We start from the raw sequence: 12,165 nt of genomic DNA, 5'->3' as shown, positions 1-12,165 counted from the left end.
GGCCCCACCGCGCTGCGGCTGCGCTGTCCGTCACGGGGTGTGCGTCAGCTACCACGGTCTCAGGCGTCGAAATCGAACCTGGCGAGCAGGGCCTTGCGCTGGCGATCGCCGAGTCCGCGCAGACGGCGGGTCGGAGCGATCTCCAGTTCGGTCATGATCTCCTGCGCCTTGACCTTGCCGACCTTCGGCAGGGCCTCGAGCAGAGCGGAAACCTTCATCTTGCCGAGGATTTCGTCGTTCTCGGCATCCTTCAGCACCTGCTTCAGGTCGGTGCCGCCGCGCTTGAGGCGCTCCTTGAGCTCTGCCCGGGCACGACGGGCAGCAGCCGCCTTCTCCAGAGCAGCGGCGCGCTGCTCATCGGTCAGCTGGGGAAGGGCCACGGTTCCTCCGTCTCATCGTTGGAATTCAGTCTTCACCGCTGTAACCAGCGGCGATAGCGACCGTACTCACGACTTCCGTCGAATGCGAACCGCCCCCCCGCCGTGACGCTCGAAAATCCGTGCGGTAGTGCGTGCCGATTCCGGGGCCCACACGCCGCCGGAAGATCCCGCGAATTTTGCGGGCCGACCTGCCCGAACGGTGAAAAGTCGCAGGTCACGGCGTCTCGATGGACATACACGCCGCCACCGCCGGGTGAGCGCGCAAGATCACTGCCGGCCGTGGAGGGTGTCATCGAGAACCCCGGAAAAAAATCTTGCGGTTCCGCGTGTCGCGGCGCGCGGATCCGCAGGTCAAGGACCGTACACGTGCACGTACGGACCTCGACCCCCTCAGCCCTCGAGGAACTCGGTCGTGGAGGAACTAGTCCTGAAGGAACGCGAATCCTTCGACCGTGCGGGCGACAGCCTCCCGCAACGCGGAGACGGACGGTCCCGCGCGCAGCACCTCCCGGGACACGTTCGGCACCACGGCCCTCAGATTGCCCGCTGCGAGCCGTCGGACGTCGTCGGCGGTTCCGCCCTGCGCCCCCACTCCCGGCATCAGGATGGGGCCGTTCAAGGCCCGCAAGTCGGGAGCGTCGGTCAGCGTCGCGCCGACCACCACACCGACCGACCCGAGGCGGCCGGCTCCGGTATTGCACGCCGCGGCCTCGTCGACCATCGCCTGAGCGACAGTGCGACCGTCGTCGAGCCGGGCCCGCTGCACCTGCGCTCCCTCCGGATTCGAGGTCGCTGCCAGCACGAAGATCCCACGGCCCGTCTGCGCCGCCAGATCGAGTGCCGGAGCGAGCGCACCGAAACCGAGATAGGGCGAGACGGTCACCGCGTCCGAGCACAGCGGCGACTCGTCGGCGAGCCAGGTGCGGGCATACGCGTCCATGGTGGAGCCGATATCGCCGCGTTTGGCGTCGGCGACGACGAGCGTCCCGGAACCGCGCAGTACGGCGATGGTGCGTTCGAGAACTTCCAGACCCGCCGAACCGAACGCCTCGAAGAACGCGACCTGCGGCTTGACCACGGCGACGACCCCGTCGAACGCTTCCACACACAGCTCGCTGAACTTGTCGAGTCCGTCGGCGTCGACTCCGAGACCCCACGCCGTCAGCAATTGCGGATGCGGGTCGATGCCCACGCAGAGCGGCCCGCGGCTCGCGAGCGCATCCGCGAGCCGCTCTCCGAACGTGGTCACGACTGTCCGGCGACCGCGGCTTCGCGCAGTCGTGCGTGCATCCGCTGAATCGAGCTGACGCCGATGTCACCGCGGATGGCTGCCTCGATGCCCTGCACCGCCGCCGACGCACCCTGCACCGTCGTGATGCACGGAATGTTCGCCGCGACAGCCGCGCTGCGGATCTCGTACCCGTCGACGCGGGGTCCGGAATTACCCCACGGCGTGTTGATCACCATGGCGATGTCGCCGGCACGAATGCGATCGACCACGTCCGGTGCACCTTCGGGGCGTTCCTCCTCGGACACCTTGTAGACGTGTTCGCAGGGAACACCGTTGCGGCGCAGGACCTCTGCGGTCCCGACGGTGGCAGCGATGTGGAATCCGAGGTCGGCGAGGTGCTTGACCGGGAAGATCATCGACCGCTTGTCCTTGTTCGCGAGCGAGACGAACACCGTGCCCGAGGTGGGCAGCGATCCGTAGGCGGCGGTCTGGCTCTTCGCGAACGCCGTTCCGAAATCGTCGTCGATGCCCATCACTTCGCCGGTGGACTTCATCTCCGGGCTGAGCAACGTGTCGATACCGGTTCCGTCGGCGCGGCGGAACCGGTTGAACGGCAGCACCGCTTCCTTCACGGCTACCGGTGCCCCGAGCGGAATCACGCTGCCGTCGCCCTCGGCCGGCAGAATCCCGGCCTCGCGCAGTTCGGCGATGGACTCACCGAGCATCACCCGAGCGCACGCCTTGGCGAGCTGGACCGCGGTGGCCTTGGACACGAACGGCACCGTGCGGCTCGCCCGAGGATTGGCCTCCAGGACATACAGGATGTCGTCCTTGAGCGCGTACTGGACGTTGAGCAGGCCCTTGACCCCGATCCCGGCCGCGAGCGCTGCCGTCGAGCGGCGCACGTTCTCGATGTCGGAGCGGCCGAGGGTGATCGGCGGAAGGGCACACGCGGAGTCACCGGAATGGATTCCGGCTTCCTCGATGTGTTCCATGATCCCGCCGATGTAGACGTCGGTGCCGTCGCACAGGGCGTCCACGTCGATCTCGACCGCGTCGTCGAGGAAGCGGTCCACGAGGACCGGGCGGTCGTCGGAGATCTCCGTGGCGCGGGAGATGTAGTCCGCGAGCGACTTCTCGTCGTAGACGATCTCCATGCCGCGGCCGCCGAGCACGTACGACGGGCGCACGAGCACGGGGTAACCGATCTCGGCCGCGATGTCACGAGCACCGTCGAAGGTGGTGGCGGTGCCGTACTTCGCGGCGGGCAGACCGGCCTCTTCGAGCACCCGTCCGAACTCGCCGCGGTCCTCGGCGAGGTCGATCGCCTCGGGGCTCGTCCCCACGATCGGGACTCCCGCCGCCTTCAGCCGCCGCGCCAACCCCAGCGGCGTCTGTCCGCCGAGCTGCACGATGACCCCGGCGACCGTGCCGGACTCGCACTCCGCCCGGTACACCTCGAGGACGTCCTCGAAGGTGAGCGGCTCGAAGTACAGGCGGTCGGCGGTGTCGTAGTCGGTGGAGACCGTCTCGGGGTTGCAGTTGACCATCACGGTCTCGTAGCCGGCATCTGAGAGCGTCAGGGCCGCGTGCACGCACGAGTAGTCGAACTCGATGCCCTGGCCGATGCGGTTCGGACCCGAGCCGAGGATCAGCACCTTCGGCTTGTCGGGCTGCGGCGCGACCTCGGTCTCCGCGTTCGGATCGAGCTCGTAGGTCGAATAGTGGTACGGGGTCTTCGCCTCGAACTCCGCCGCACAGGTATCGACCGTCTTGTACACCGGATGCACGCCGAGCTCGTTGCGCAGCGCGCGGACCGCGTCCTCGTCCGCGAACTGGCTCGGACGCAGCGCCGCGATCTGGCGGTCGGAGAAACCGTGGTGCTTGACGTAACGCAGCTCCTCGGCACCGAACGTCTCGGCGGCGCGGACCTTGTCCCCCATCCCGACGATCTGCGAAATCTCCTCGAGGAACCACGGGTCGATCTTGGTGGCCTCGAAGACCTGCTCGAGGGTCGCACCCAGCTCGAACGCCTGGGCGACCTGGTAGATCCGGCCGTCGGTGGGCGTCTCGATCGCCTTCAGCAGCTCGTCGAGCGACCCCTCGACCTCCGGGCCGGTCCAGAATCCGGCACGCTTGGTCTCGAGCGAACGCAGCACCTTGCCGAAGGCCTCGGCGAAGTTGCGGCCGATCGACATCGCTTCGCCCACAGACTTCATCGTGGTGGTGAGGGTGCCGTCTGCGCCCGGGAACTTCTCGAACGCGAACCGCGGAGCCTTGACCACGACGTAGTCGAGCGTCGGCTCGAAGCACGCGGGCGTTTCCTTGGTGATGTCGTTGACGATCTCGTCGAGTGTGTAACCGATGGCGAGCTTGGCGGCCATCTTCGCGATCGGGTAGCCGGTGGCCTTCGACGCGAGCGCCGACGACCGCGACACGCGCGGATTCATCTCGATGACGACGAGGCGGCCGTCGCTCGGGTCCATGGCGAACTGGATGTTGCAGCCGCCGGTCTCGACGCCGACCTCACGCAGGATGGCGATCGAGAGGTCGCGCATCTTCTGGTATTCGCGGTCCGTGAGCGTCATCGCCGGTGCCACGGTGATCGAGTCACCGGTGTGCACACCGACCGGATCGACGTTCTCGATCGAGCACACGATCACGACGTTGTCGCGACCGTCCCGCATCAGCTCGAGTTCGTATTCCTTCCAGCCGAGGATCGACTCCTCGATCAGCACGTTCGCGGTCGGCGACGCGGCGAGACCGCCACCGGCGATGCGCTCGAGGTCGGCTTCGTTGTACGCCATGCCGGAGCCGAGGCCGCCCATCGTGAACGACGGGCGCACCACGACCGGGTATCCGAGTTCGGCGACGGTCGCGCGGACCTCGTCCATCGTGTAGCAGACCGCGGAGCGGGCGGACTCGCCACCGCACTTGGCCACGATGTCCTTGAACTTCTGCCGGTCCTCGCCGCGCTGGATCGCGTCGAAGTCCGCGCCGATCAGCTCGATGTCGTACTTGTCGAGGATGCCCTGCTCGGACAGCGCAACGGCGGTGTTGAGCGCGGTCTGGCCGCCGAGCGTCGCGAGCACCGCGTCGATCGGAGTGCCGTTCGCAGCTTCCGCGGCGATGACCTTCTCGACGTACTCGGCGGTGATCGGCTCGATGTAGGTCGCGTCGGCGAACTCCGGGTCGGTCATGATCGTCGCCGGGTTGGAGTTGACGAGCGAGACGCGCATGCCCTCCTCGCGGAGGACCCGGCACGCCTGGGTGCCGGAGTAGTCGAACTCGCAGGCCTGTCCGATGACGATCGGGCCGGAGCCGATGACCAGGATGTGAGAGAGATCGGTACGGCGTGGCATCAGTTCTTCTCTCCCTCGAGCATGCGGGTGAAACGGTCGAACAGGTAGGAGGCGTCGTGCGGCCCGGCCGCTGCCTCCGGGTGGTACTGCACGGAGAACGCGGAACCGTCGGCGAGCTTGACGCCTTCGACGGCACCGTCGTTGGCGCACGTATGGCTGATCACCGCGCGGCCGAACGGAGTATCGAACTCCTGGCCCGCTTCACCTTCGAGCGCGAAACCGTGGTTCTGCGCGGTGATGGCGATGCGGCCGGTCTCGTGTTCGACGACCGGGATGTTGATGCCGCGGTGACCGAACTTCATCTTGTAGGTGTTCAGGCCGAGCGCGCGGCCGAGGATCTGGTTTCCGAAGCAGATGCCGAACAGCGGCAGGCCCTGTCCGAGCACCTCCTTGGTCAGGTGCACCGCCCCGTCCGCGGTCGCCGGGTCGCCGGGGCCGTTGGACAGGAACACACCGTCGGCCTTCAGGTCCAGGATGTCGTGGAGCGTCGCGCTGGACGGCAGCACGTGCACGCGGATGCCGCGTTCGGCGAACATCCGCGGCGTGTTGGTCTTGATGCCCAGGTCGATCGCGGCGACGGTGAAGCGCGGGTCGCCGCCGGTGGCTTCGACCACGTATCCGCTGCTGGTGCTCACTTCACCGGCGAGGTCGGCGCCGAGCATCGACGGCTGGCTCTTGACCCGGTCGAGGAGTGCGTCGACGTCGAGGTCGTCGCCCTTCCACACGAGAGCGTCGCCGGAGAACACGCCGGCCCGCATCGAGCCGCGGGTGCGCAGGTGCCGCACGAGTGCGCGGGTGTCGATCCCCGCGAGCCCGACGACGTTCTGCCGCGCGAGTTCGTCCTGCAGCGATCCGCTCGCCCGCCAGCTCGAGACACGTCGCGACGGGTCTCGCACCACGAACCCGGCCACCCAGATCTTCGAATCTGCGGCGTCACCGGTGGGCCCGACGGACTCGTTGTCCTCGTGGTTCCAGCCGGTGTTGCCGATCTGCGGCGCGGTGGCCACGACGATCTGCCGGTGGTAGCTGGGGTCGGTGAGTGTTTCCTGGTATCCGGTCATGCCCGTGCTGAACACGGCCTCGCCGAGGGTCTGTCCGACCGCACCGAAAGGCGTGCCACGGAAAACCCGTCCGTCTTCGAGGACCAGCACCGCGGTGCCGGCTCCGAATGTTCCGCCGCTCATGCGTTGTCTCCGTTCTTCTCGACCGCACCAGAACCGGCCGTACGGGCGGAAATCTCGCGTGTCGTGTTCGTCTTCGTGATGTTCGTCGTCGCTGTGATCGTCATCGTCGTTGTGATCGTCACTTTTCGTTCTCGTCCCGAGTCTGTTCCCGAGTCCATTGTGGATAGATCGACTTGTCGTCCCCACGGAAGCCCGTGTCGACCTCGGTCCCCGACGGCAGCTGCCACCGGATCACGAGCACGCCGTCCTTCGTCATGACCTTGCCCGCCAAGCCGCGTTCGGTCCGGATCGCGCGGATCGACTCCTCGGGAATCCAGATCGGCGACGCGCCGTGCCGTTCCAGAAGCACTCCCGTCCGGTACCGGCTCAGTTCGGAACTGGCGCGGAAGCCGAGGTCGCCCACCGCCACGCGGTCCTGCCAGCTCGGCGCCAGCGTGCTGCCGACGTACAGGCCCGTGCTCGGCTCGATGAGCCGCTCCCCCAGTTCCGCGGGCACCACCGGCAGTTCCCCGATCGCGTCCTGCTGTCGTCGGGCCCGGCCGCGCCAGCCCTTCCACATCAGCAGTACGAGCACGACCCACAACGCCAGAAATCCGACGGTGAGCACTATCCGGTCCATCTCGTGTTCCTACTTTCCGTCGGTCCGGGGGTATACCGCGCCGTCGCGGGCGGTGATCCGGCCGCGCAGCACTGTCGCGGTGACCCGTCCCGGCAAGGTCATGTCCTCGTACGGGGTGTTGCCGGCGATGCTCGCCAGGTCCGGCCCGTGCACCGTCCACTCGGTGTCCGGATCGACGAGCACCACGTTGGCCGGCTCACCGACCTCCAGCGGGCGCCCCTGGTCGTCGAGCCCGACGATCTCTGCGGGGCGCTCGCTCATCACCCGCGCGACACCGCGCCAGTCGAGCAGACCGGGACGCACCATTGTCTCGATAACGATGGACAACGCCGTTTCGAGGCCGAGCATTCCGGGACGCGCTTGTGAGAACTCGCAGCACTTGTCCTGATCGGCGTGCGGAGCGTGGTCTGTGGCGACACAGTCGATGACCCCGGACGCCAGTCCCCGGCGCAAGGCCTCGACATCCGACCGCTCACGCAGCGGCGGGTTGACACGGTTGATGCCGTCGTAGGTCTCGAGCCGCGAGTCGTCGAGCAGCAGGTGATGCGGCGTGACTTCCGCACTGATGGCGATGCCCTGCGAGCGCGCCCATTCCACGAGCGCGACCGTGCCCGAGGTGGACGCGTGACAGATGTGCACGCGTGCGCCGGCGTCGCGCGCGAGAAGCGCATCCCGGGCGACGATGGACTCCTCTGCGGCGCGCGGCCACCCGGCGAGGCCGAGGCGTGCGGCCGTGGGTCCCTCGTGTGCCACGGCTCCGACCGTCAGGCGGGGTTCCTCGGCGTGCTGGGCGATGAGCACTCCGAGCGAGGACGAGTACTCGAGCGCGCGGCGCATGAGCAGCGGATCGTCGACGCATTTTCCGTCGTCGGAGAACAACTTGACCTGCCCGATGCCGGAGGCCATGGACCCCATCTCGGCGAGTTGCCTGCCTTGGAGACCGACCGTCACGGCACCGACCGGATGCACGTCGACGAGGCCGACCTCCTGGCCACGACGCCACACGTGGTCGGTCACGACCGCCGAATCGGCAACCGGATCGGTGTTCGCCATCGCGAACACGGCGGTGTAGCCGCCGCGGGCGGCCGCGGCCGAACCCGAGTCGATCGTCTCGGTGTCCTCGCGTCCGGGTTCGCGCAGATGGGTGTGCAGATCGACGAAACCGGGCAGCAGGATGCGATCGGTGCCGTCGAGGATTTCGACGTTCGCGTCGGCGTCGAGTCCCGGTCCGACGGCGAGGATCTGCTCGTCGCCGAGCAGGACGTCGACCGGATCCCCTTCGCCGTAGAGCCGGACGTTGCGGATGAGCACCTGCGGCGTCACCGGGGTATCTCCTCTTCCGTGGGTGTGTTCCGAAGCGGCGTTCACGACAGGTTGCCTTCCGTACCGACGAGCAGCCGGAACAGCACCGCCATGCGCACGTGCACGCCGTTGCCGACCTGCTGCAGGATGGCGGATTGCGGTGCGTCGGCGACCGGGAACCCGATTTCCATACCGCGCAGCATCGGTCCCGGGTGCAGGACCACAGCATGCTCGGGAAGCACCGCGGCGCGCTTGGCGCTCAGGCCGTAGCGGATCGAGTACTCCCGGGCCGACGGGAAGAACCCGCCGTTCATCCGCTCCGCTTGCACGCGCAGTACCAGCACCGCGTCGAGTCCGGGCAGTTCGGCGTCGAGCGACTCCGCGACACGCACCGGCCACGTCTCCACACCGACCGGCAGCAGGGTGCGGGGAGCGACGAGCACGACCTCCGCGCCGAGCATGCTCAGCAGCAGAGCGTTGGAACGCGCCACGCGGCTGTGCAGCACGTCGCCGACGATCGCGACGCGGCGTCCTTCGATTCCGCCGAGCCGCTGACGCAGGGTGAGCGCGTCGAGCAGCGCCTGCGTCGGATGTTCGTGTGTTCCGTCGCCGGCGTTGATCACGGCCGGGCCCGATCCGGACTCGTTGGTCCACTGCGCGATCCGGTGCGCCGCGCCGGAGGCGGGATGCCGGACGATGAGCGCATCCGCTCCGGCTGCGTGCAGCGTCAGCGCCGTGTCGCGCAGCGATTCGCCCTTCTGGACGGAGGAACTGGAGGCCGAGACGTTGATCACGTCGGCGCTCATCCACTTGCCCGCGACTTCGAACGAGACGCGGGTGCGCGTCGAATTCTCGTAGAACACCGTCATGACGGTGCGGCCACGCAGCGTGGGAAGCTTGCGGACCTCACGGCCGAGCAACGCCTGCTCGAAACGTTCTGCTTCGTCGAGAAGCCCTGTCGCGGAATCCTTGTCGAGATCTGCGATGGTGAGCAGGTGTTTCACTGGGTCTTGCCTCCCGAGATCTCCACGGCGTCGCGGCCGTCCTGTTCGGTGAGCAGCACTCGCACGTCTTCGCTGCGCGCGGTGGGAACGTTCTTCCCGACGTAGTCGGCACGCAACGGGAGTTCGCGGTGGCCGCGATCGACCAGCACGGCAAGTTGTACGGCTTCCGGACGCCCGAGGTCGCGGAGCGCATCGAGAGCGGCGCGCACGGAACGGCCCGAGAACAGGACGTCGTCGACGAGCACGACGAGGGTGTTGTCGACGCCGCCGTCGGGCACCGAGGTGCGCTCGAGCGGGCGGTGCGGCTTGGTGCGCAGGTCGTCCCGGTACAAGGTGATGTCGAGTGATCCGACGGGCACGCGGACGCCGGAGAATTCTTCGATGCGGTCGGCGAGCCGGTTCGCGAGCGTGATGCCGCGCGTCGGGATGCCCAGGAGGACGACACGCCGCGCTTCGGCGGGGGTGTCGAGCGCGGTCTTCTCGATGATCTGGTGCGCGATTCGCGCGATGGTGCGGTGCACATCCGCCGCGGAGAGAAGCTCACGCGCGGGTGCGTCGGCGGGAGACGCAGAATGGGTAGAAGCTGTGGACCCGTCCTCGGACACGGTCATGCAGCGACCTCCTTCTCCGCCTCACTGGACGGATCGTTAAAGGATGCCTGACAGTGTTCGAGCCTAGCAGCGTGCACCTGCCCGAAAGCGCGGTGCGCGGGTGAAGCGCAACACAGGACGTCGACATCCCCGGCGGTGGAAACGCGGGATGAAAAGCACGTGAGCGGGCTCCGATGGGACGATGCCCACGGGAACCCGCTCAACGAAGGTGGAACCGAAGTCCCGTCAGGACTCGTCGGAGTCCTGCGAGGGCGCCTCGGCAGGCGGCCGGACCAGGGTGGCTGCGGCTGCGGCGCGCACCTGGTCCGCGACCGCCACGATCTGGCCGAGTACGCCGTTGACGAATGCCGGCGAATCGTCGGTCGACAACTGCTTGGCGAGTTCGACGGCTTCGTCGACCGCGACGACCGGCGGCACGTCCGTGGCGTGGAACAACTCCCACACCGCGATGCGGAGGATCGCTCGGTCGACGGCGGGCAGCCGATCGAGTGTCCACTCGTGCAGATGGTCGGCGATGACGCGATCGGTTTCGTCGAGGTTGTCGGCGACACCGTTGATGATGGTCTGCGCGTACGGCGGGACCGGTGCGACCTGGTCGTCCGCGATGGCGAGTTCGACCCGGTCGGCCGCGAGGTCGGCGGGATGAACGTCGCGTGCTTCTGCTTCGAAGAGCAGATCGACAGCGCGTTTACGGGCCTTGTGACGGGCCCCGAGCTTTTTCTGGGTACCGGACACTCAGGAGTTCACTCGCCCCAGGTAGTTGCCGTCACGGGAATCGACCTTGAGCTTGTCGCCGGTGTTGATGAACAGCGGGACCTGGATCTCGGCGCCGGTCTCGAGGGTCGCCGGCTTGGTGCCGCCGGTCGAGCGGTCGCCCTGGAGGCCGGGGTCGGTGTGCTTGACGACGAGCTCGATCGTCACGGGCAGCTCCACGAACAGCGGAACGTCCTCGTTCGTCGCGACCTGCACGGCCATGTTCTCGAGCAGGAACTTCGCGGCGTCGCCGAGCAGCTCGGGGCTGATCGAGATCTGGTCGAAGGTCTGCGAGTCCATGAACACGTAATCGGTGCCGTCGTTGTACAGGTACGTCATGTCACGGCGGTCGACCGTAGCGGTTTCGACCTTGACACCGGCGTTCCAGGTCTTGTCCACGGTCTTGCCCGACGTCACATTCTTGAGCTTCGTACGCACGAACGCGGGGCCCTTGCCCGGCTTCACGTGCTGGAACTCGATGATCTGCCAGAGCTGGCCGTCGATCTTCAGAACGAGTCCGTTCTTGAAATCACTGGTGTCAGCCACTTACTTCGCGTCTCCTAGAGTCGGGGAAACCGCCTCAAACGACGGTTAATGTCTTGTCGGTGAGCGTGAGCAATTCCGGAGTCTGCTCCCGCACCACGAGCGTGTCCTCGATCCGCACGCCTCCGCGCCCCGAGAAGTACACACCCGGCTCGACGGTCACCGCCGCACCGGCGACAAGTGTACCGGTCGCCGCCGCCCCGATTCCCGGCGCTTCATGGATCTCGAGTCCGACCCCGTGCCCGAGGCCGTGGAGAAACAGATCCGCATGCCCGGCAGCGGCGACGACACTGCGCGCGGCGGCGTCCACCGCGGCGCACTCCGCACCCGGCGCAAGTGCCTCCCGCCCGGCGCGCTGCGCCCTCAGTACCAGGTCGTACACGTCGCGCTGCCAGTCCTGAGCGTGCCCGAGCACGTACGTGCGGGTCATGTCGGAGTGGTATCCGCCCACCTGGGCACCGAAGTCGAGCTTGACGAAATCTCCCGCCGCGAGGACCGCGCCGGTGGGCCGGTGGTGCGGGACGGCCGAGTTCTCGCCCGTCGCGACGATCGTCTCGAACGAGATGCCGTCCGCGCCGTGCTCGAACATGCGCCACTCGAGATCTCGCGCGACCTCCTTCTCGGTACGCCCCGGCCGCAAACCGCCCGCCTCGATCAGATCGGCCAGTGCGGGGGGCGCGCGCCCCCCCCCCCCCCCACGCCTCACGGAGCAGGCCCACCTCGTATTCGTCCTTGACCATGCGCAATTCCTCGACGAGTCCCGGCGCAGGGACGAAACGCGCGGCGCTCCCGAGCCCGTCCCACCGGAAACGCTCGTCGACGGTGACGACGTGACTTTCGAAGCCCCAGGTCGCGGGCGGTTCGGTCGCGGCGGCGACGAGATGCGCGGCGGAGGCCCGCGCGATGTCCACGCGCAGCTCCGGAACCTGGGCGGCGACCTGGGTCACGTACCGGCCGTCCGTGCTGATCACGGTGCGGCTTTCGTCGGAGTCGTCGTCCGTGGCGACGACGAGAGCGGCATTCGAACCGGTGAAGCCGGTCAGGTACCGGATGTTGAGAAGGTCGGTCACGAGCAGGGCGTCGAGGTCGCGCTCGGCGAGCAGGGCACGCAGTGCGCGACGACGGGAGGCGTGGTCGGCGGACATTCGCCCAACGTACCCCGCGCCCCGGTGTGGG

The 12,165-nt window shown here is 67.7% G+C and carries 10 protein-coding genes and 1 pseudogene; all 11 read right to left on the bottom strand.

From position 1 onward, the window contains the following. Nucleotides 1-59 precede the first annotated feature (59 nt). The 11 genes and pseudogenes from mihF to TVH25_RS09085 all read right to left on the bottom strand — a co-directional run bounded on the left by mihF (nucleotide 60) and on the right by TVH25_RS09085 (nucleotide 12,134). On the bottom strand, nucleotides 60-380 hold the full coding sequence (gene mihF / locus TVH25_RS09135; RefSeq protein WP_006551450.1) for an integration host factor, actinobacterial type: 321 nt from the start codon (nucleotides 378-380) through the stop codon (nucleotides 60-62). 421 nt (nucleotides 381-801) lie between these two features. Beyond that, nucleotides 802-1,629, bottom strand: a complete 828-nt coding sequence (pyrF, locus tag TVH25_RS09130) for an orotidine-5'-phosphate decarboxylase (RefSeq protein WP_422423892.1) — start codon at nucleotides 1,627-1,629, stop codon at nucleotides 802-804. Next, complete coding sequence (carB, locus tag TVH25_RS09125; protein ID WP_169621816.1) at nucleotides 1,626-4,973, bottom strand: carbamoyl-phosphate synthase large subunit; 3,348 nt, start codon at nucleotides 4,971-4,973, stop codon at nucleotides 1,626-1,628. The genes pyrF and carB overlap by 4 nt, the downstream gene beginning before the upstream one ends. Then, nucleotides 4,973-6,157, bottom strand: a complete 1,185-nt coding sequence (gene carA / locus TVH25_RS09120; protein WP_422423891.1) for a glutamine-hydrolyzing carbamoyl-phosphate synthase small subunit — start codon at nucleotides 6,155-6,157, stop codon at nucleotides 4,973-4,975. Before carA ends, carB begins: the two co-directional genes overlap by 1 nt. A gap of 118 nt (nucleotides 6,158-6,275) precedes the next feature. Further along, a complete protein-coding gene (locus tag TVH25_RS09115; RefSeq protein WP_169621813.1) occupies nucleotides 6,276-6,776 on the bottom strand; it encodes a transporter in 501 nt (166 codons plus the stop codon). Between the two features lie 9 nt (nucleotides 6,777-6,785). Beyond that, on the bottom strand, nucleotides 6,786-8,099 hold the full coding sequence (locus TVH25_RS09110) for a dihydroorotase (RefSeq protein WP_169621812.1): 1,314 nt from the start codon (nucleotides 8,097-8,099) through the stop codon (nucleotides 6,786-6,788). 41 nt (nucleotides 8,100-8,140) lie between these two features. After that, nucleotides 8,141-9,082, bottom strand: a complete 942-nt coding sequence (locus TVH25_RS09105; protein WP_169621811.1) for an aspartate carbamoyltransferase catalytic subunit — start codon at nucleotides 9,080-9,082, stop codon at nucleotides 8,141-8,143. Beyond that, a complete protein-coding gene (pyrR, locus tag TVH25_RS09100) occupies nucleotides 9,079-9,693 on the bottom strand; it encodes a bifunctional pyr operon transcriptional regulator/uracil phosphoribosyltransferase PyrR (RefSeq protein ID WP_169652154.1) in 615 nt (204 codons plus the stop codon). The genes TVH25_RS09105 and pyrR overlap by 4 nt, the downstream gene beginning before the upstream one ends. A 225-nt stretch (nucleotides 9,694-9,918) precedes the next feature. Further along, nucleotides 9,919-10,428, bottom strand: a complete 510-nt coding sequence (nusB, locus tag TVH25_RS09095; protein WP_422423890.1) for a transcription antitermination factor NusB — start codon at nucleotides 10,426-10,428, stop codon at nucleotides 9,919-9,921. Next, a complete protein-coding gene (gene efp / locus TVH25_RS09090; RefSeq protein ID WP_169621808.1) occupies nucleotides 10,429-10,992 on the bottom strand; it encodes an elongation factor P in 564 nt (187 codons plus the stop codon). Nucleotides 10,993-11,026: 34 nt separating this feature from the next. Continuing rightward, a pseudogene (locus tag TVH25_RS09085) lies at nucleotides 11,027-12,134 on the bottom strand (M24 family metallopeptidase). Between the last annotated feature and the right edge of the window lie 31 nt (nucleotides 12,135-12,165).

Origin of the sequence: Rhodococcus sp. 7Tela_A2, assembly GCF_049311045.1 — a bacterium.
Lineage (GTDB): Bacteria > Actinomycetota > Actinomycetes > Mycobacteriales > Mycobacteriaceae > Rhodococcus.
Note: the sequence above shows the minus strand (reverse complement) of the source record. Positions and strands in the feature narration are given on the sequence as shown.

What these genes read in the sequence shown, in the direction of transcription:
- TVH25_RS09115 (WP_169621813.1), bottom strand. Translation starts at nt 6,776, where the DNA reads ATGGACCGGATAGTGCTCACCGTCGGATTTCTGGCGTTGTGGGTCGTG.
- carB (WP_169621816.1), bottom strand. Translation starts at nt 4,973, where the DNA reads ATGCCACGCCGTACCGATCTCTCTCACATCCTGGTCATCGGCTCCGGC.
- pyrR (WP_169652154.1), bottom strand. Translation starts at nt 9,693, where the DNA reads ATGACCGTGTCCGAGGACGGGTCCACAGCTTCTACCCATTCTGCGTCT.
- carA (WP_422423891.1), bottom strand. Translation starts at nt 6,157, where the DNA reads ATGAGCGGCGGAACATTCGGAGCCGGCACCGCGGTGCTGGTCCTCGAA.